Origin of the sequence: Roseovarius sp. W115, from assembly GCF_032842945.2 — a bacterium.
GTDB classification, from domain to species: Bacteria; Pseudomonadota; Alphaproteobacteria; order Rhodobacterales; family Rhodobacteraceae; genus Roseovarius; species Roseovarius rhodophyticola.
This window is the reverse complement of record NZ_CP146606.1, coordinates 2,747,942-2,767,739: the sequence shown is the minus strand read 5'-3', so window position 1 is coordinate 2,767,739 and position 19,798 is coordinate 2,747,942. Positions and strand designations below refer to the sequence as shown.

The window sequence follows — 19,798 nt, the reverse complement described above, 5'->3', positions numbered from 1 at the left end:
CTATCGAAACCCGCGTTTCATAAGAATTGCGAGACCTCGCACGGGCGACACCCGCACACTAAGGTAATGGTATGCTGCGAACCACATTCCCAAGGCCCAGACAAGAATGGCGGCTGACATTGCGATGGCCGCTCCGAAAGAGCCGAGCGTCGGAATCAAAGCAAACCCCAATCCGAATTGCACCATCTGTGCGACTGCCATTGCCCAAGTCACCGCCCCTGCGCGATCAGCCATGTTCAGCAACGCCGGCAGCGGGCCTGCGGCCACAAAGGCAGCCTGTGCGGAAGCAAGGATGACAAGACTGACTTGCGCAGCCTGGAACTCAGGTCCGAACAACCCTGTCAACGGTCCGGCGAGTAGAACGAACGAGACCAAGATCACCAATGCGGCGGCAGTCGAAATCACAGCTGACAAGCAGGCCAATCGCTCAAGCTCGGCAGTTTTGCCTTCTTCCCAAAGCGTGGCAAAGCGCGGCGACAACGGAACATCAATCGCTTGCCTCACGACAAGCAGCAGCGTGCTAAGGCGGAAGGCGACCTGAAAGATGCCAGTCTGATCCGATGTAGACATTGCTGTTAGCATCAACACCATCATTTCAGATTGTAGAGAGAAGAAGACGCCTGAAAGAAAAAAGGCAGGGCCTCTTTCAGTAAGCCAGCGCGAGGCGGCGTCACCTTGGTCCTTGTCGTGTTTGATCGCCAAAGCAAAACCGTCACAACGATCAATGCCAGAACGAACGCTACTGCATTGAAGGCGATTGCGCGTTGAACGCTCCCAGCGATCCCTAGCAGAGAGATCGCAACAAGAAAGAACGCTGGCCGAAACACGTCAAGCGGCGCCATCGACAGGATCAACCGATTGCGTCCCGCAGCGACACCTCGAAACACCAGCATTAGTGCAATTGTAGGGGCAATCAGAGCGATCCAGAAGGCATTGCCCTGTAGAGAGTCATGTACAAAGTAAGTCGCCAAGCTCGCTGCTATCAGCGCTCCCGCTAAGGTCACAAGGACGGCAAAACGAATGAACGCTTTTTCTGCCGCGCCATCGTCTCGCAAACGCAATCGGGCAACCTCGCGCACTGCAAGGCCATTCAGGCCCAGCACACCAATCCACCCTGCCAACGTAGCGACCGAGACCACGGCAACGAGCTGCCCATAACTCTCAGGTCCCAATAAACGCGCCAGGATGAGCGTTTGAAGGAAGCCAAGTCCCAATCCCACCAATCGAACAGCAAAAGTGGCCAGCGATCCGTGCGCAATCTTTCCCATGGGCCAGCGCATGCTAGTACCGCCAGAGCGCACAGATGATGTCAGCCTGCCTTGGCAAGAGGCACACCGTAGAGCTGCAGGAATTCCGGCACTGATATCAGATTCAAAAGCGCCTTTCGATCCCGCGCAAGGTCAAGATAGCTCTCACAGGCGCCCTGATAGCGCTCTTGATTGCCCTGATGAACAATGCCCACGCCCCAGTCAGTATCAACGACACGCATGGTCAAGTCATCCCGCTTTTTGCGCAGGGCAGCGTAGCCTTTCCAGGAAGTACCGTTCCACGACGGCTGCCTGCCATCAATCTCATAGGTCGCACGCGCATGAAAGCGGGTCGGCGGGTTCATGTCGTGCAAGAGAATTACCCCACCCGGATTGAGCCGCTCCAGCGAGTTCACCAGATCGCGCTCGACCTGATCACCTGTGTGATTACCATCGATAAAGACGATGTCGAAGCGGTGTTCATTTTGCGCGAAATAGTCATCTGAAGGAAGCCGATAATCCGCCTCAGCTGCCGGATCGGGGTCGACACTAATTCGGTGTTCGCAACGGATCTCTTCGAACATCTTGCTTTTGCGGCGCACCCCAATTTCGAGGTAATTCTTGTAGCCATTCAACTGGATCATATGGTTGACGATTGCGATACGGCTGGCGGTCACACGACCATGGGCAAAAGCATAAGATTTTGCATCGCCATAGAAGGGATCCCATCTTAGCCCTTGGCGCAAGCCACGCCGCAAACGTTGACCGAAACGACCCTCAGCCAAACACCAGAAGGCTTCTCCCGGTTTTCCTGCCTCTTCCCAATCCATCCAACGACCTCGTTTTTCGATTTTCTCTATGCCGAAACGACGCTTACAATATCGCGCATTCGCGCCGCCAGTGCGGCGGGTGCAACCAGTTCTTTTAGGACGCGCATGCGCTCTAGTCCTTCGCGCCATTCGGTGCTTCCAACACCACTCTTTGCGCGTTCGAAGCCAGCGACGACGCTGTCGAGGTCACTGGCGGAAACCAGAAACGGATAGTCCTCACCCAGCATGGAAACCGCATCGTCAGCCTCGCGATTGACCAGAATATTTGCCTCGAAAGCCGCCGCAGTGAAGCCTTTGGTAAAGGGTTTGTACTGACGCGCTCCAGATGTGCTTGGAGCAGGAACCGGTCGCACGCCATAGTGCAGCGTGAATTCTGCAATACGACCCAACGCTTTCTCGAAATCTGCAGCATAGTGCACTTCCACAGTGTCAATTTCGCCTGCAATCCGGTCCGGAATGAGTGCATTCGGAGGTTCACCGACATAGCCACAGCGAAACGGGCGAACCTCTCGGCCTGGAAGAGGAATCATTGGATCGTAGTGATGGTGCAATAGTTCGACCGGTGTGTCCGCCATCTCCAGAGACCTCAGCCGTTCTTCCAGCGCGGCCTTTCCGGCAAGCGAGGCAGCGATATGAAAATCGAACAAATCAAAGTCGATTGCATCCAACGGCCAGTCGATACTGTCCAGCCCGATCCGTGCGCCGCGTCGCCGCAAAGGTTCAAGATGCTCTGCTGTCAGCCCTTTAGCTGCCGATTTGACGAAAACAACGACCGATCCCCTAGGCACCGACAGGGCAATTGCCCGCATTGCTACTGGCGGTATGAGGCCTGCATGAAACGGCAAGACATGGACACGAATCTCCGCGCTCAAATGCGGACGAATTAAACGCGCAAGCTGATCGCCCCGCATCACGGCAGATCCAAGGTGGCGTAAGGGCTTGCCAGCACGTCGCACAAGAATCAGGTTCCTGAGGGAGATTTTTACCACTCCTGTTCGTCTGCTCGTCTTTTCGCAATTTATACGGGGAATTAGGGCCGCTTTACAGTAGAAACGGAGCAGGAGATGCGTTTCTGGCCTAGTGTGATCATTGAACGCAATGTCGCGGTCGATATTGACCGCCTGTGCAAAAGAACAAACCGACGCGACTGGCCCGCTGGGACAAAGGAGGGTTTCAGAAGAATGAGGTACGTCCCTGTGCGTCTAGGTTGGCACACAAGAGCGGAAAGCGTTTGAAACTACGCGGCAATTCAAAAATGCACGAGACAAAAAATTGACGAAAATTAGTGGCGGAGAGACAGTCCGGAAAGCGTTTAACATCATGGTCTTAAGCTCTTGTATTTGGTGGAGAAAACTATTTTGGGTGCTGCAACTTGTGCAGCAAAAAGTGCAGCAAAAAGTGGTAAAGATGGTGGTCCAGCGAAATTCGGCTGACGCCAACCATGGCTTGGCATGTACCGCACTCTCAATGCTCGGCTCCATACCAGCCTTTCAACTGTCGCGCAGCTAACGACTGCTCCGAGCCGATTGTGTTGAAAAACTCTTGTTTTTGCGAAAACTGGCGAAAAACCTGCCCGTTGAGAGGCTGTCGAGGTTTGCCAGGGTGTCGACCAAAGCGCCGGTTTGGCGATGTGAAAGGCAGTCTGGCCTGCTCTGGGCAATTGGCGTCGACTTTGCTGACGCAATGGAAATTGGCGGAAAATTGAAGAAGCCGAGTTTTTGGGTTTTCAACACAATCAGCCCAAACTTCCAAATACTGCAACATTCACCAAGGTCTGAACATCGCTACAAAACCGCCATTCGAAGCTGCGCTTTGCGTCAATTTTGAGATATCTGGAATGATTCAGACTTAAATTCAATAGCTTAATTAGTGCCGTGTGCACTGTATGTGCAACGTGGAATCGCCCTTTGTCACGCTCAGTCGGCTGTTTGATGGTTGTGCGAATTGGTGAGATTTGAAGAGCACCGGATCCATCGTGATGTAAGGGCTGCGCGAGGCTTGTAGCGGGGCATGGCAATTTGTCCCAAGGCGAAGCGATCAAGGTTTTGGTGATTTTCGGTCGACTTAGGGTACAGGGCAACAATGGCCTTAACGCTTGGGTAGGGAGAATGTTTCGAAAACCGTGCGATCTAGCAAACAGTGAAAGTCGCCCATGGCGATTTTTTGTTTTTTCCAAGCTCCGCCGTTGGTGTTACTTCCGATGGCCGAGACACAAAGAAATGAACGTCAAACTCGAAAAATGCGTCGTGAACCATTGTCGGTGCCGCTTTTCGAACAGACGCGCCAAGAACACTGCGCATGCTCGGAGTCATACTTTTAGGCCCGTTAGAGATGTTTGAGCGTCGAATCCCTGAATGGCTACGTCATGCACCCGCACCATCAGTGCGGGGTTTTGCGACCCTTGCCGCATTTGAGGCGGTTGCACGCGGGATCCTGATTTCCGTCTTTCCGGTTGCGATGTACGACGCGCTTCAGGACGCGGCTCGGATCAGTTCAGTTTATTTCTTGATCGGCATCATTTCATTGCTGACTGGGCTTCTCGTTCCCTTTCTCAATCGCTGGATAGCGAGGCGGTGGATGTACAGTATCGGGGCAACGGGATTCATTGTCGGATCGGGCCTCGCAGCTCTGGGATCCCCGGAGATGATCGTTCTGGGGCTTGTTTTGAACTCGCTGGCCACTGTCGTCACCTTTGTGTGCTTCAACGCCTATGTGCTGGATTACATCTCCCGGATTGATCTCGGAAAATGCGAAACGCTGCGCATGTTCTATTCGGCCCTTGGATGGACCGTTGGCCCCATGCTGGGCGTACTTTTGTGGGAATGGTGGCGGCCCGCTCCTTTCGTGATTTCCGGCGTGGCCGCTGCAACCATGCTGGGTGTGTTCATCTTTCTACGGCTGGGGAATGGCAAACTGATCACCCGGGCACAGCGTGCACCTGTTAATCCGTTGGCATTTCTGGGGCGTTTCTTGCAACAACCCCGCCTGATCGCAGGTTGGCTCTTTGCGGTTATCCGCTCCTGCGGGTGGTGGGCCTATGTTGTTTATCTGCCCATCTTCGCCGTCGAGAATGGCCTTGGAGAAACGCTGGGCGGGACGCTCTTGTCCATCACAAATGCCGGATTGTTTTTGTCGCCGGTGATGCTGAGATGGATGCAGAAACATTCCGTGCGCAGCTCGGTTCAAACCGGCTTCATGGCTTTCGCATGTCTGTTCTGTACCGCCAGTTTGGTTTCAGCAGCCCCGTCTGCAACAGTATTCGTTCTCTTTGTCGGCAGCTTCTTTCTGATCCTTTTGGATATTTGTGCCGGATTGCCGTTCCTGATGGCCGTCAAACCATCGGAACGCACCGAAATGTCGGCAGTCTACTCATCCTATCGGGATGTGTCCGGCATCCTGACACCGGGTGTGGCCTGGCTGATCCTTTTGGTGGCACCGATATCCGGCATTTTTGCCGCCGCCGGAGCGGCAAGCCTGCTGGCCTGGGGAATTGCCGGGCGGCTGCATCCGCGTCTGGGCGAAAATCGTTTGAAACCTGTTCCACCATTGCAGGGAGAGCGGCAGGTACCTTTTCCCGAGACCTGAGGTCAGTCTCCAGCTGACCCCTATTCGCCGTAGCGGTGTATCGGCACGATGGCCTATGCGTTGGTCTGCCGCGCGTATTTGATAGCCAGTGCCAGAGTGACCGCACCCTTCGGCTTAAGATGTTGGGTTCAAGAGGAGCGTGGGCGGCTGAACGCTGATGTTGGAATGTGGACGACACCAAAATTACTTGACAAGGCGGGGGTTCTAGGAACTCTCATGCAGGTAAGTCTTCCAAGGTAGAGAAAACCAAATGCAGGTCAGTGTTCGCGACAACAACGTCGATCAAGCACTCAGAGTTTTGAAAAAGAAGCTCCAGAGCGAAGGTGTTTTCCAGCAAATGAAGCTGAAGCAACATTTCGAAAAACCCTCTGAGAAAAAGGCCCGGGAAAAAGCTGAAGCAATCCGCCGTGCCCGCAAACTGGCGCGGAAAAAACTGGAACGCGAAACGTAACTCTACGTTCTTCTATCTACCGAAACCTGGGACCGTGCGCCCAGACGGTTAAAGAATGTCGGGTCCCTCGTGACACAGGCGTCACTTGATGCAGATGAAAACTTGGGAAAACAGTAATAGAGCCCTGCGTCCGGTTTGCCGCGATAATGTGCGCGCCCGGCATAACTTCCAGATCACCGCCATCATAGCTTCCGGGCTTGGAAAGCTGCGCGACCAATGTCAGTTTTCGTTTTTGTGCCATTGGGCCATCACCGATGTCGGAATGCCATGTAAAATGACCGCCATCCGTGGCATCGTAGCTGGCAACCTGTGGGCTCTCGGCAAATTCTCTGAGATCAAAGTCGAACCAGTTTCGGTTTGAGGTTCTCACAACGTCGATAAGTCGCTCCATGACCCACGCCATGCCGTCGATCTCATCCAGCCAAACGAGCTTAGCGCGGCGCAGATTATGATCCCGGTTCTGGCCGACAAGCAAAGCTTCTCTCGCTGGAGCTGATGCCACGGCGTTGACGATTACGCTGCATTCGGCAGGCGTAAATCCATCGTCAATAGAATGTACGTTCACCTGCTAAGTCCCTTGTCCTGAATTATACTCGACAATGCAGGTCATTTTGCACGCCATGCTTATCCATTTTCGACCAAAGCGCGGGAATACGACCTAAATCCAAAGCAGTACCCTGCTTTTTGAGTGGGTATAGATTGCTGGCGGCTGAAGAGGTGATGCCGGTCTGGAGCGGCTGCAGAGATCAATGGTCGGGCGCGCCCAATTCTGTACTAGGCCCTAAAATATTTACAACTAGTCTATTGTAGCCAACCTCAACGATAGCCATCTCAGTCGTATTGGCACTCAGGTGTGGCGAGTGCCAATGTGTCCCTAAGCATGCCATCCACCCCCGTAAATCTTGAAAGGCAGCATATCTATGTTGTTTACCCCACTCCACGACCGCGTTCTGGTTCGTCGCATTGAAAGTGACGAAAAGACCTCGGGCGGCCTGATTATCCCTGACAATGCAAAAGAAAAACAGCAGGAAGGCGAAGTCGTATCCGTCGGTGCTGGTGCAAAAGACGAGGCAGGCGAACGTATCGCAATGGACGTCAAAGCTGGCGACAAAATTTTGTTCGGCAAATGGTCGGGCACTGAAATTAAGATTGATAGCGAAGAGCTGATGATCATGAAGGAGAGCGACATCTTAGGCATTATGGCCTGAACGACGCTGAACCCTCCCCCATTTTTCATTTAGGAATACCGACATGTCTGCAAAAGACGTCAAATTCGGCACGGACTCCCGTGACCGCATGCTCAAGGGCATTAATACGCTCGCCAACGCCGTCAAGGTCACGCTTGGCCCCAAGGGCCGCAACGTGGTTCTCGACAAGTCCTATGGCGCGCCGCGCATCACTAAGGACGGCGTTACGGTCGCCAAGGAAATCGAACTTTCCGACGCGTTCGAAAACATGGGCGCACAGCTCGTCAAAGATGTTGCATCGCGCACCAATGACGAGGCTGGCGACGGCACAACCACCGCGACAGTTCTGGCGCAGGCCATTGTCAAGGAAGGTATGAAGTCAGTCGCTGCTGGCATGAACCCGATGGACCTCAAACGCGGTATCGACAAAGCGGTCACCGCCGTTGTTGCCGAGGTCAAGGCAATGTCACGGCCTGTGGGCGATACGGCCGAGATCGCCAAAGTCGGCACCATTTCGGCAAACGGTGAATCTGCTATCGGTCAACAGATCGCGGACGCGATGGCCAAGGTCGGCAACGAAGGTGTCATCACCGTCGAAGAAAACAAAGGGCTGGAGACCGAGACCGAAGTGGTCGAGGGCATGCAGTTCGATCGCGGGTATCTCAGCCCGTATTTCATTACAGACGCTGCTAAAATGACGGCGACTCTGGAAGACTGCGTTATCCTCCTTCATGAGAAAAAACTGACATCTCTGGCCCCCATGGTGCCGCTGCTCGAGGCTGTCATGCAGGCGAACAAGACGCTTTTGGTGATGGCCGAGGATATTGATGGCGAAGCGCTCGCAACCCTTGTGGTGAACAAACTGCGCGGTGGGCTGAAAGTGGCCGGTGTCAAAGCGCCCGGTTTTGGGGATCGCCGCAAAGCGATGCTGGAAGATCTTGCCGTCCTGACGGGCGGACAAGTGATCTCCGAAGAACTGGGCATCAAGCTCGAAAACGTCACGATGGACATGCTTGGCGATGCCAAGAAGATTACAATCACGAAGGACACAACAACCGTGATCGACGGCGCAGGCGACAAAGAAGCTATCGCTTCGCGTGTCACTCAAATCCGTGCACAGATCGAAGAGACCAACTCGGACTACGACAAGGAAAAATTGCAGGAGCGGCTGGCCAAACTGGCGGGCGGTGTTGCGGTGATCAAAGTTGGTGGCGCGACCGAGATCGAAGTGAAAGAACGCAAGGATCGGGTTGATGACGCCTTGAACGCAACACGTGCGGCCGTCCAGGAAGGCGTCGTGCCAGGCGGTGGCGTCGCACTTGTCCATGCAGGCAAGGTTCTGGAAGGACTCAAGGGCGATAACGCGGATCAGGATGCGGGTATCAAGATCGTCCGAAAAGCCCTTCAGGCACCGTTGCGCCAGATCGCAGAAAACGCCGGTGTCGATGGCTCGGTCGTTGCTGGAAAAGTACTTGAGAACACCAGCAAGACGTTCGGCTATGATGCGCAGCTGGACCAGTACGGCGACATGTTGAAGGCCGGTGTCATCGATCCGACCAAGGTCGTTCGGATCGCGCTTGAATACGCGGCATCGGTTGCAGGCCTGCTCGTTACCACCGAAGCGATGGTGGCTGACAAACCCGCCAAGCCGAACCGCCACGACATACCCGACATGGAGGGTATGGAAGGCATGATGTAAATCACGACCTACTGGCCCGCAGGTAAACGCTTGCGGGCCAACCTATGTCTTCAACGCACTGCCGATTTTGAAGTCAATCCTGCTCAGGGACAGACCCAAGTCTTACTAAAAATGTAGGGGCTCCTACTTCGCCGCTACTGCTGTCTTCAACCACCATATAGGCGTCGGCACCGACGCAATATTCCGCGCGAAATTCACGTTCTGCCCGCTCTTGAGCTTCATGGGGTGTAGAATACTGTAGTTGCTTGTCGATTTGAAGGTTGCCTTGCTGCCCGCGCGCAGTCGTCTTGGCGATGTATGTCTGGCAGACATAGTGAACCTTTGTGCTGGACTCTTCAACTTCGCTCATTGGGTCTTCCAAATCTAAATAATAGGCGTTTTGGGACAAGTCTCGGGCGCCGCCCGTGCCAAGGTGCGCAACTAAATCAAGCTGAATACCTCAGACGGACGAAATCCGAAACGTTCTGGCTACTTTACCTTTTTGCCGCCAATTGCGAGCGCGGGTTTTCCAGCCAGAGAATTGGCCGTCGCAGAAACCTTTGGTTTCTCTTGCTTGGGTTTTTTGGCTTCTTTGTTGCCACGTTTGCTGTTGTTGCCTTTGGCCATGAGAGGTCCTTTCAAATGCAGCGATCCTGTGCCGGGATGGCAAGGGCTTCACTGCGCTGTAAACCGCGCGCCAGAATTGCGGCGCAGGGCAGTAGATGCATCAGACGTGCGTCTGGACGGCTGATTCTTCCACAGCCTCGTCCAGCACCTTTTGCTGGCTACGGGATATGGTAGTGACAGGGCTACCAAACATCGCATTTGCAGCGGCAAAATCTTTGGCTGTGTCAATCTCAGTCCAGTCCAAACCGCTGATATCAAGAGCATGAAAATGCGTACCTTTGTCGACCAATTGCGCGTAAGCGGCCTCGTAATACGCCTGAAGGTTTCCACGGCTCTCCATCATTTCTGAAAGCTCTGCGAATAGCAGTGCACCCGTTCCGGCGCTGATCTTTTCGACGCCGATTGATTCACCCAACGCGCGCTTAGGATCGACGGACTTGCCAACTTCAAGGACCTGCATCTGTTCGTCTGCGATGACCTTAACTTCTTCGTCCTCAAGCGCGATGTTGCGGTCAATGCACAAGATGTTTGCGTGGTCGCTGTCTAAAAGTTGGCGCAGGATTTTGACATCAAACACGACGTCCGCATCGAATTTCACAAACTCAGCTGTGCCAATCGCTTTGGCCGCCAGCATCAGGGAGTAGCCTGTGTTCGTCTCGCGGTATCGGTCGTTGATCACATAGGTGACACGGATGCCGCGAAATGCCTTGTCTACAAATTTCTTAATCTCATCAGCCCGGTGACCCAGAACCAGAACGAATTGCGACATTCCGCAGCTCAGGCAGTTACGGATCATGCGTTCAAGGATGACAGATCCGCCCACAGTCAGTAGGCTTTTGGGGCAATTGTCGGTCAGTGGGCTGAGGCGGGAGCCAATGCCAGCGGCCAGAATGACGGCAACCGGCGCACGGTGTTTTTCGTTTTTCATGATACTTGAATCCTAAATGACCCGTATTGAAGCAGGCTACTTTTGCGTTGGAACTTTCAGATTTTCGTTGATGTTTTTTCCGCGCAGCCACGATTTGTAGAGGCCCCAAAACACCTGACTTGCCGCAAATACCCAAAGCATAGGTATGAGTTGGTCCAAGATGAGTGCCGCAGAGAGCATGAAGATGAAGACGCCTTCATCAAAGGCGAGCACCTTGCTTTGTTCTCGCCGGAACCAGACTAGATTTGCCTTTAGACCAAACCCTGGACCTGCGGTGGTCTGTACCTGTTTCATTTGCGCGATCTGAGCAGGATAATCCGGGTCGCGTCCCGTTTCGATCTCTAATGCCACGTATCTGGCGTATCCGCGCAGTCCATAGAACGCGATACCGACTAGCGACAGAAACACCGGCGTGACGCTGTTTGTCTGCGCATATGCAGCAAAGCCTGCCGCCCCGAACCATAATGTGACCTGTACTTGATCGGTGATACGGTCGTAGTAACTGCCGACGGGGGACGAAACCTGTCTGTAACGCGCCAACTGACCGTCCATGCAATCCAGGACATGGCTGATGTGGATCAGGATGGCCGCCGCGATGAAACACGCAGTCCCGCCGATCAGAATCGCAAAGGTTGCCACGATAGCCACAAGGAACGAAGCCGATGTGATCCGGTTGGGTGTAACCCAAGGGATGTCGACAGCACCATAATTGGCAGCGATAGCCAGCGGGGCCGTGACAAAAGACGACCACCATTCGTCATCGCGGGTCTTGGTCGCCCAGAGCCGTTTCAGCTTATCGTTCAAGATACCACCCGCAGATCTGCAGGCACTGGCAACAAGGCGGGGGGCTTTTGCTTTGGGCTGACCAGAGTTACAAGGTCTGCCGCATCTGCCTGAAGCGTCAGCAACACGTCCTTGAGGGTGGACAGGAAATACCGGATGTCGTCATCCGAGAGCTCTCCTATATTGCCGACCTGAAAAACCTTGCCTGCAAAGCATCCCTTACCTTCATAGATGATGATGGAATGATCACGCAGACCCGCACGCAGATCATGCACGGATACTGATGCCGGAGCCTGCACTGTCGTCAGCATCGAACACATGTCCGCCTCATCAACCAAAAAGTCGAGGTTGAGCCTGCGCATGCCGTTCCGCAGCAGATCAGCCCGCGCCTTGATGCGGGCATAGCGCATAAGGACGCCCTCGCTCAGAATGTCCGTGAGCGCCTGATCCAGAGCAAAAAACAACGGTACGGCGGGTGTGTTTGGCGTCTGACTGTGGGTCTTGAGGAATGCGTAGAACGTCGCGAGGTTCAGGTAAGTCGTCTTGGCCGCGTGGTGTTTGAGCCGTTTGAACTGTTTCTTTCGCCCCACGACAAAAGACAAGCCGGGATATGACCCCAAGGCCTTGGAACTGGAACTGGACACAAACGCGATGTTGCACGCCTCCATGTCGATCACCTCGGCACCAACCGAGCTGACCCCATCCACCACAAAGAGTGCGCCGCTGGCTTTTACCAAAGCTCCGATCTGGGCCAGCGGATTCAGCATGCCGGAACACGTCTCGTGGTGAACCATAGCCACCACATCGATCTTGTGTTTTGCAAGGTAAGTTGCGATCTGTGGTATGTCGAAGGCGATGCCCCAGGGCATTTCGATCAGATGGGTCTTCTTGTTGTGGATCAGTGATGTCTTGTGCAGTCGACCGCCAAATTCTCCGTTCGACAGGATCAGAACGGCACCATCTCCGACAACTGAGGACAGTATCGCCTCATTCGCCGCTGTCCCGGAGCCGGTGATCACCACCGCGCGGTAGCGTTCTCTTTTTCTTATCTGAAACAGGGAGAGTAATTTGTGCTCAATACCTGCAAGAAGGGCATCAAAATCAGTTTCCCGATGGCAGATATCCTCTTTGCAAATCGCGGTACGCAGAGTCTCGGCCACATTCACAGGGCCGGGGGTGAAAAGCAGTTGTTTGTCCAAATTCAGGTCATGCTCCAACGACGCTGCAACCTCTTGGTTCTAACGCCGGTACGCCCATGATGTGCCCCTGAGCGCGAACCGCACAGAGACGTCGAGAGGGCACAAATCGAGTTCGAAAACACAGCCATACTGGGGGCTGTTGTCGTATCGTCCGAAAATTGGACGGGTATGGAAAAAATATGGAGTACCTGATCCTGCCAATGTGAGCGGACCAGGAGCGCCTTAGATGCGGCTTGGCAGCATCTTGGCGACGGTATCGTAGGGTCGAACAGAAATGGTCGTTAGCTATGCGGCCAATTGATCGTAATCTGGCCAGCGTGGCACACGTGCAAATGCTTGGGTCAACGCAGGACGATAAGGTAAGCGATCAAGATTGGCCGAAAAAATACTGTCGCACGGCGTATTAGCGCTCCAGAGATATAGCCCTAGGGCTAAAGCCGCGCAAAAGCAACACGTATATTGGAACGCCAAGTGCAACACTTATCATGCGCACGTGGATCGGATCACACATGCAACTCCTGGCCCACGGCAGCTCCATCAGAAATAGGTTGTCCCCAATTCCCTAAGGTGACGTGATCGGCGGCGGCTTGCGTCGCTTGCCTGACAGAGCGTTTCCAGCGATGGCCGCAAGCAAAACTGCGCCTCCAGTCAATGTGTTCAGCGTGGCCGTTTCGCCGATAAACAACCAGACCCATAACGGGCCAAGCAGAACTTCAGCCAGTGACAACAGCGCAAGTTCCGCAGCGGGAAGGCTGCGAGACCCCAGAGTATACAGGATCAACCCTGCGCCGACCTGAAACACCCCCATGCCCATTGCTATGCCGCCATCCCGGAACGACAACACAAGCGACAATTCCAAATACAGACATATGCCGGATGTCACGATGATGCCGAATAATCCGGACAGAAAAACCGACGGCAGCATTTCACCTGATTTTCCCCACCGAAGCGCCACAGTGAAGACCGCAAACCCAAAGGCGGACCCCAAAGCCGCAAGGCTGCCGGTCAAGGCAACGCCCCCGGATTTATCTGCGACCATGATCGCGATACCGGCAATGGCAACGGCGATGGCCACCCAGGTGGCAAGACGAACAAGTTCGCGCAGCACGATCCACCCCAGAACTGCCGCCATGAAGGGTGCTGTCGCAAACAAAAGCATGGCGTTTGCCACGGATGTCGCCTGGATCGCATATATACCGCCGGAATAGGCAGCAACCAGCGACAGCCCCGCGATCACCGCTGGAAACCCCGTGCGGCGTATCTGGGCAAAGGGGCTTTCTCCGGACCGCAAGCGAATGAATACGTAAAGCAGAAGTGACAGGCTGACCGAACGGTAAAGCAATATCTGCCACACAACTGCGTCTTCGATCAGCCGTATTCCAAGCCCGACGGTCGACCAAAGCACGCCAGCGCCAAAGACAAACAGGACACCGAACCGGTGCCCGTCAGTGCCGAGTGACGATTGGTTCATGGCAGTCATTCAGGCTCCGTAAGACATTTCTGTCTCATTGCTAGCGATACGGCTGCCGCATTAGCCTTCCGTTTGCGACACCGAAACTGTTCGTGACAAATAGATGCCAAGGAATGGCCTCAGACCAAGCATTTGCTGCCGACTGACCTACGGAACAGTACAAACATGCCTATGGGTTTAGGGCTAGGCAACCGATGGAGAATTGAAAAGATTGTCCCTTTGCATCAGTATTTTAACCGCTGGTTTTTTTGCCTCGTGTGCAATCCAAGGTGAAGGTCTGCAAGGCGTATGGAAGCAGCCTTCTGCGCAAACGCAACGAATTCACCCTTCGTCCAGCCATGCGGGCTTTGACGCGGATCACGCCGAAGGTCCGCAACCCGCGCTTTCGTGACAAACTCCGAACCTTCCCCTAGCCTGGCGCGATGTCGAACCAAGCGTGGACAGATGCCGAGAATGACCTGATCGTCGCGGACTACTTCGCGATGCTGGCTAACGATGTGGCAGGCGGTCCCTACAACAAGACCGAGCATCGGCGGCAGCTTCTACCGCGACTCAACGACCGCTCGGACGGATCGGTCGAGTTCAAACATCAGAACATCAGCGCTGTGCTCAAGGGGCTCGGTGAGGTCTGGATTACCGGGTACAAACCGGCCTTCAAATTCCAGACCAGCTTGATCGACGCCGTCGCACGATGGCTGGCTATTAACCCCGGTTGGACGCACCGCACCCTTTCTTCCCGGCCAGTTGATGGCATGGCCGAGGCGGCGCAACTCTGGGTCGGGCCTGCACCGACCCTGACCAACCAACCGCCGCCGGACGAGCTCGAGCAGATGCTCCACATCGCCAAGAAATTCGACGTGGCCGCGCGGGATGAACGCAACCATGCCCTTGGCAAGGCTGGGGAAGAGCGCGTCTTGAAGCACGAGCGTGACACGCTAACCGCATCTGGGCGTGAGGATTTGGCGCATCAAATCCGCTGGGTTTCCGAAGAAGACGGGGATGGCGCGGGCTATGATATTGCCAGTTTCGATGCAGACGGACGGCAGCGTCTCATCGAGGTGAAGACCACAAACGGGTGGGAACGCACGCCGTTCCATATCTCGCGCAACGAGCTTGCAGTGGCAGATGAACGGCGCGAGGAATGGTGCTTGTTTCGCCTCTGGAGCTTCGCACGTACGCCCAAGGCTTTCGAGTTGCGCCCGCCGCTTGATGCGCATGTGTCGCTCACGGCGACCAGCTTTCAAGCAAGCTTTCACTGAATTGTGTTGACGAGACATGGCCTGGAAAAATCGCATCAATGGAGCGCGAGATAAAAGGGGGCCGCATTCGGCACGCAACTGGTTGTTGTGACTGACTTTATTCAGCCGCGCCCCTGTGCGCGATGCGGCAACAATACGGTTAACGCACTAACTTCGCGGGAATAATTCAGCGGCACATTCCCAATGGGCGTCTTTTGGCGGCGTCAAATTTAACGCCAAATCAAATATTTAGGTGAATTTAAGCGGCAAGTGTTGGAGGGTTGCCGTGCGATTTCTTCATCAACATCAGACACCTAGGCACGTGTTGCCGCACCTCTTTTATCTTGCGCTCCCATTGTTGGGCGCAAGATGCCAACTCTTGATGCTCGGACTCGTCGCCTCGTCTACGGAGTAGCTGCCAAAAGCAGGTTTCCGCATTGTGCATACCAGCGGTCTGAAAACACTGCGAAATTGCAGGAAACCTGCACACGACCGATTTGCATGCACGCGAAAACGCTAGTCACGTCAGTGACTTGCGGCATTCGTGGCAGGCGCTTTTATCTTGCCCTTCTTCCTGTTGTCTTCCGCAGCCCTCCGAAACCAGCTCTTGGCGCGCGTCCAAAGCCCCAAATATGCAGACTCGGGCGACGCTCCCAGATGCATGAGTCGGGGGCCGGGCGCGGCCGCCAAGATGCCCACTTCGGTGCTTCGATTTGAGCCGCGTTCGGGAGCCTGCCCATCCGATTTGCACGCTGTGACAGGCCGCTTTGCGCGACGCGTTCGCTTGCCCTGCACAAGACGCACGCGCCGCCGCATGCTGCTCGACATGGCACCGTCACGCCCATCAGCAACGCGCACCGAACCGGCCTTGCCGGTCGATGCCGCGCGGATCGAGGCGGCGTTGGTGAAGGTCGCTTTGCTGGTCGCGGGAGACCCAGCCTTCGCGCCGGTCTTCGAGCGGCTGGAGGCGGAACTGGCCGCGGCCGTGAAGAAGGAGAAACGGCTGTCGGAGGCGCAACGCCGGGCGCGGGCGCTGCTGGCTCAGAAGGCGAGACGGGCGACGAGTTCTGCGACGTGTTCCAGCGACGCGCCCTTGCCATACCGTTCGCGGTCGAGACGGTGACCGAAGAGGTCGCGGCGGATGCGGTCATCGATCCCGGCGGCAAGCATGCGGTCCTCGAAGGCATGTCGCAGGGAATACATCGAGTGGCGCGGGGTCTCGAGCAGGCCGTTGGCGCGGAGGAACTTGTTCACAACCGCACTCAGGGTGGCGCGGTTCCGGTAGCGGGGAAAGCCCTCGGGGTACTGCTTGAGGGCTTCCAGCGAGACACCGGTCAGCGGGATCACCCGGCGGGCGTAGTGGCTCTTCAACTGCCGTCCCTCCGGTTCGATGGAGATATGGGGAACGTCGCAGTCCAGCCGGATCGTGTCCGCCGTGAGCGCTGCGCCTTCGGAGGGCAGGTAGCCCGTGTTGATCATCCCGAGCAGCAGAGCGCGGGCCTGACCGTTCAACCCGTCCAGCGCGCCTGGGGCGAGCAGGCGCGTCCTGATCCACTCCTCGCTGAATGGCGGGCGCGTCAGCTTCTCCCCCTCCTTGAAGGACAACTCGCCCAGCGGCAGCACCAGTCCAAGCCGCTTCATCATGTTCACGGTCTTCAACACGTCGCCCAGGTGGATCAGGTCCTTGTTGGCAGAGTTCGCTGTGACCTCGCCTGCTTCGATCCGGTCGAGCCAGTGCTGGCGGAAGTCCAACATGTCGTCGCGGGTAATGTTGGCGATCTCCTTGTTGCCGACCACCGCGACGAAGTTGTTTACGGCTTTCTTGCGCGGAGCTTCCCAACGGCGCAGCTGGTCCTCGCTCTTTCCCAGCGTCTTTTCTTTGGCAAGCCCCCAATAAAGTCCCAGCGCCTTCGTGACCGTGATGCGGGGTTCAGGCACCGTGCCGAGAAGGGCGGCCGCTTCCATCGTGTCAGGCTGGTTCGCAGGCGCGGGGATCGCCTCGACGCGCTCAACAACGTCCTCGACCGGCAGCTTGGCCACGGCCCCCGCATCCAGATACCGAAAGCCGCGCGCCCGGGCGAGGTCACGCGCGGCCTCGTAGCGGGCCTCCGCATCCACGCTATTCCCGGCCAGCCGCGCCTCCCACGCCTCGATCATCTGGCTCCACGCCCGATCCGCCTTGCTCCGAGCGATTGTCTCCGAGTCGGTGTGCAGGCTGATCCAGACGGTTTCGCGCGGCTCGATACCCCGATACCGGCGCGGGACGCGGCGGCGGAGGTGATAGAGACGGCCTCGTTTCGAGATGCTCATGGCGGAGAAATCCCCCGTTTGTGCAGCAAATTGTGTAGCAAAATGTGCAGCAAATCAAGCAGACCGAACACCGCCTTCAGCGCGAAAACGCCGGATTACGCCCTACTATCAGTGCCTTAATATCTAGCGCTTTTGGAAAAAATGGCGGAGAGACAGGGATTCGAACCCTGGAGACGGTCTCCCGCCTACACACTTTCCAGGCGTGCGCCTTCGACCACTCGGCCACCTCTCCGGCGCGCTCTCTTTAGCGCCCGTATGGTGCGCAGTTCAAGCGGATTTTCCAAAGTGGCTGACTATACCCTGCGGAATGTCAGGTAATGCGGCACGCGCCCCTCTCGCAGGGCCTTTTTCTCATACCGCGTTGAAATCCAGTCTTCCCACGGGTTTCGCCAGTCTTCGGGACCTTCACAAAGCCACTCAAACCCATGTTTTGGCACCATTTCCAACGTTTGACGCACATAGTCCGGAATATCCGTGGCCACGCGGAAAACAGCGCCCTTCTGCATCACTTGCGCCAAGGGTTCCAGATGCTCAGATGTTACAAACCGCCGCCGGTGATGGCGCTTTTTGGGCCATGGGTCAGGATAAAGCAGAAAGGCCCGCGCGACACTCTGCGCTGGCAACACGTCAAACAGGTCCCGCGCATCACCGGGATGAATGCGGATATTGTCCTGGCCACTTTCACGGATTTTGCCCAAAAGCATCGCCACACCGTTGATGTAGGGCTCACAGCCTATAAACCCCGCATCCGGGTTGAGGGCCGCCTGATGCACCATATGCTCCCCGCCGCCAAAACCGATTTCCAGCCACAATGGCTTGCCCCCGAATAGGCGGTCCAAATCAAGCGGCGTACGGTCCGGATTCACGTCCCAATCCACGGCACCCGGCGAGAGTGCGGCCAGATCTTCATCCAGATAGGTCTTCTGGCTATCCCGAAGATGCTTACCCTTGAACCGACCATAGAAATTTCGCCAGGGCGCGCCAGAAGGATGGGAACCGGTGTTTTTTGGATTGGACATTGCGTCAAATGTCTCGTCTGAAGAAACAAGGGCCGCCTACGGATTGAGACGGCCCAAGTGCATTTATTGACAAAGCTTACACAGCCTTCTTCAAGCTCTCAACCAGGTCGGTCTTTTCCCAGCTAAAGCCGCCATCGGCCTCCGGTTCACGACCAAAATGGCCATAAGCTGCTGTGCGTTCATAGATCGGGCGGTTGAGACCCAGGTGTTCGCGAATGCCGCGTGGCGTCAGGTCCATCACCTGTGCCACAGCTTTTTCGATTTCAGCTGGAGCAACTTCCCCTGTGCCATAGGTTTCGGCATAAATCGACAAAGGTTTCGCCACGCCAATCGCATATGAGAGCTGAATCGTGCACCGTTCGGCCATGCCAGCAGCAACAACGTTTTTCGCCAAGTACCGCGCCGCATAGGCCGCTGAGCGGTCCACCTTGGTCGGGTCCTTGCCGGAAAACGCGCCCCCGCCATGCGCGGCCGCACCGCCATAGGTGTCAACGATGATCTTACGCCCGGTCAGGCCTGCATCCCCATCAGGGCCACCAATCACAAATGTGCCGGTGGGGTTCACCCACCATTCGGTTTTGTCAGAAATCCACTCCGCTGGGAGGACTTCACGAATGTAAGGCTCCACAATCGCTCGAATGTCATCGCTGGTCTGGTCTTCGCTTTCGTGCTGGGTCGATAGCACGATGGAGGTGACTTCGACTGGCACACCGTCTTCGTAGCGCAAGGAAATCTGGCTCTTGGCATCGGGACGCAGCGTTGGTTCCTTGCCAGATTTCCGCACCTCGGCCAAGCGACGCAGGATCGCGTGGCTATACTGAATAGGTGCGGGCATCAACGCTTCGGTCTCGGTTGTGGCATAGCCAAACATGATGCCCTGGTCGCCTGCCCCGTCCTTGTCCACGCCTTGGGCGATATGGGCAGACTGCTCATGCAGGAAATTGAGCACATGGCAGGTGTTCCAATGGAAATGCTCTTGCTCATAGCCGATGTCGCGAATGCAATCGCGCGCGATCTGGCCAATGCGGCCCATGTAGTTTTTCAACCGTTCCTGATCGGACAGGCCGACTTCGCCACCCACAACCACCATACCACTTGTGGCAAAGGTCTCACATGCAACACGTGCCGTGGGTTCTTCGGCTAAAAAGGCGTCCAATACTGCGTCGGAGATCCGGTCGCAGACCTTGTCTGGGTGTCCCTCTGACACAGACTCAGAGGTGAACACGTAGTTCTTTCGGGACATAG

Annotated in this window: 20 protein-coding genes and 1 tRNA gene; 6 read left to right on the top strand and 15 right to left on the bottom strand. The window is 55.7% G+C overall.

Annotation, left to right across the window (positions count from 1 at the left end):
* The 4 genes from RZS32_RS14020 to RZS32_RS14005 are packed head-to-tail and all read right to left on the bottom strand — an operon-like array spanning position 1 to position 3,033.
* Positions 1–582, bottom strand: a complete 582-nt coding sequence (locus RZS32_RS14020; protein ID WP_339106682.1) for a lipopolysaccharide biosynthesis protein — start codon at positions 580–582, stop codon at positions 1–3.
* An 8-nt stretch (positions 583–590) separates the two neighbouring features.
* Positions 591–1,268, bottom strand: a complete 678-nt coding sequence (locus RZS32_RS14015; RefSeq protein ID WP_339106681.1) for an oligosaccharide flippase family protein — start codon at positions 1,266–1,268, stop codon at positions 591–593.
* A gap of 41 nt (positions 1,269–1,309) precedes the next feature.
* Positions 1,310–2,077, bottom strand: a complete 768-nt coding sequence (locus tag RZS32_RS14010) for a class I SAM-dependent methyltransferase (RefSeq protein ID WP_317057582.1) — start codon at positions 2,075–2,077, stop codon at positions 1,310–1,312.
* A gap of 26 nt (positions 2,078–2,103) precedes the next feature.
* Complete coding sequence (locus RZS32_RS14005) at positions 2,104–3,033, bottom strand: Scr1 family TA system antitoxin-like transcriptional regulator (protein WP_336623561.1); 930 nt, start codon at positions 3,031–3,033, stop codon at positions 2,104–2,106.
* Positions 3,034–4,408: 1,375 nt separating this feature from the next.
* On the opposite strand from RZS32_RS14005, the gene RZS32_RS14000 reads away from it, so the two are divergent.
* Positions 4,409–5,662 (top strand): MFS transporter, encoded by a 1,254-nt coding sequence (locus RZS32_RS14000; protein ID WP_339106680.1) that lies wholly within the window; start codon positions 4,409–4,411, stop codon positions 5,660–5,662.
* 250 nt (positions 5,663–5,912) lie between these two features.
* Positions 5,913–6,113 (top strand): 30S ribosomal protein S21, encoded by a 201-nt coding sequence (rpsU, locus tag RZS32_RS13995; RefSeq protein WP_090270699.1) that lies wholly within the window; start codon positions 5,913–5,915, stop codon positions 6,111–6,113.
* A gap of 16 nt (positions 6,114–6,129) precedes the next feature.
* Here rpsU and RZS32_RS13990 read toward each other — a convergent pair whose 3' ends face one another.
* On the bottom strand, positions 6,130–6,678 hold the full coding sequence (locus RZS32_RS13990) for a 2OG-Fe(II) oxygenase (protein WP_317057579.1): 549 nt from the start codon (positions 6,676–6,678) through the stop codon (positions 6,130–6,132).
* Between the two features lie 355 nt (positions 6,679–7,033).
* Between RZS32_RS13990 and RZS32_RS13985 the strand changes: the two genes are divergently transcribed.
* Positions 7,034–7,321: a co-chaperone GroES gene (locus RZS32_RS13985; RefSeq protein WP_317057578.1), complete on the top strand. Its 288-nt coding sequence runs from the start codon at positions 7,034–7,036 to the stop codon at positions 7,319–7,321.
* 43 nt (positions 7,322–7,364) lie between these two features.
* Positions 7,365–8,999: a chaperonin GroEL gene (groL, locus tag RZS32_RS13980; protein WP_317057577.1), complete on the top strand. Its 1,635-nt coding sequence runs from the start codon at positions 7,365–7,367 to the stop codon at positions 8,997–8,999.
* Positions 9,000–9,072: 73 nt separating this feature from the next.
* On the opposite strand, the gene RZS32_RS13975 is transcribed toward groL, so the two are convergent.
* From RZS32_RS13975 to RZS32_RS13950, 6 genes are all read right to left on the bottom strand, one after another.
* Positions 9,073–9,348, bottom strand: coding sequence for a hypothetical protein (locus tag RZS32_RS13975; RefSeq protein WP_317057576.1), 276 nt, complete (start codon positions 9,346–9,348; stop codon positions 9,073–9,075).
* Positions 9,349–9,467: 119 nt separating this feature from the next.
* A complete protein-coding gene (locus RZS32_RS13970) occupies positions 9,468–9,605 on the bottom strand; it encodes a hypothetical protein (RefSeq protein WP_298938032.1) in 138 nt (45 codons plus the stop codon).
* 100 nt (positions 9,606–9,705) lie between these two features.
* Positions 9,706–10,533 (bottom strand): phosphocholine cytidylyltransferase family protein, encoded by an 828-nt coding sequence (locus RZS32_RS13965; RefSeq protein ID WP_317057575.1) that lies wholly within the window; start codon positions 10,531–10,533, stop codon positions 9,706–9,708.
* Between the two features lie 36 nt (positions 10,534–10,569).
* Positions 10,570–11,337 (bottom strand): CDP-alcohol phosphatidyltransferase family protein, encoded by a 768-nt coding sequence (locus RZS32_RS13960; protein WP_339106679.1) that lies wholly within the window; start codon positions 11,335–11,337, stop codon positions 10,570–10,572.
* Positions 11,334–12,515, bottom strand: coding sequence for a pyridoxal-phosphate-dependent aminotransferase family protein (locus tag RZS32_RS13955; protein ID WP_317057573.1), 1,182 nt, complete (start codon positions 12,513–12,515; stop codon positions 11,334–11,336). Before RZS32_RS13955 ends, RZS32_RS13960 begins: the two co-directional genes overlap by 4 nt.
* 562 nt (positions 12,516–13,077) lie before the next feature.
* Positions 13,078–13,995, bottom strand: a complete 918-nt coding sequence (locus RZS32_RS13950; protein ID WP_317057572.1) for a DMT family transporter — start codon at positions 13,993–13,995, stop codon at positions 13,078–13,080.
* 413 nt (positions 13,996–14,408) lie between these two features.
* Between RZS32_RS13950 and RZS32_RS13945 the strand changes: the two genes are divergently transcribed.
* Positions 14,409–15,245: a DUF3883 domain-containing protein gene (locus RZS32_RS13945; RefSeq protein WP_317057571.1), complete on the top strand. Its 837-nt coding sequence runs from the start codon at positions 14,409–14,411 to the stop codon at positions 15,243–15,245.
* Between the two features lie 640 nt (positions 15,246–15,885).
* A complete protein-coding gene (locus RZS32_RS13940) occupies positions 15,886–16,347 on the top strand; it encodes a hypothetical protein (protein ID WP_317057570.1) in 462 nt (153 codons plus the stop codon).
* On the opposite strand, the gene RZS32_RS13935 is transcribed toward RZS32_RS13940, so the two are convergent.
* The 4 genes from RZS32_RS13935 to metK form a co-directional block, all read right to left on the bottom strand.
* Positions 16,266–17,534 carry a DUF6538 domain-containing protein gene (locus tag RZS32_RS13935; protein WP_317057569.1) on the bottom strand — a complete coding sequence of 423 codons (1,269 nt, stop codon included), beginning with the start codon at positions 17,532–17,534 and terminating at the stop codon, positions 16,266–16,268. The two genes, RZS32_RS13940 and RZS32_RS13935, sit on opposite strands and share 82 nt — an antisense overlap.
* Before the next feature lie 142 nt (positions 17,535–17,676).
* A tRNA-Ser gene (locus RZS32_RS13930) sits at positions 17,677–17,766 on the bottom strand.
* Between the two features lie 61 nt (positions 17,767–17,827).
* Positions 17,828–18,553, bottom strand: a complete 726-nt coding sequence (trmB, locus tag RZS32_RS13925; protein WP_317057568.1) for a tRNA (guanosine(46)-N7)-methyltransferase TrmB — start codon at positions 18,551–18,553, stop codon at positions 17,828–17,830.
* 76 nt (positions 18,554–18,629) lie between these two features.
* Complete coding sequence (metK, locus tag RZS32_RS13920) at positions 18,630–19,796, bottom strand: methionine adenosyltransferase (RefSeq protein WP_317057567.1); 1,167 nt, start codon at positions 19,794–19,796, stop codon at positions 18,630–18,632.
* Positions 19,797–19,798 lie beyond the last annotated feature (2 nt).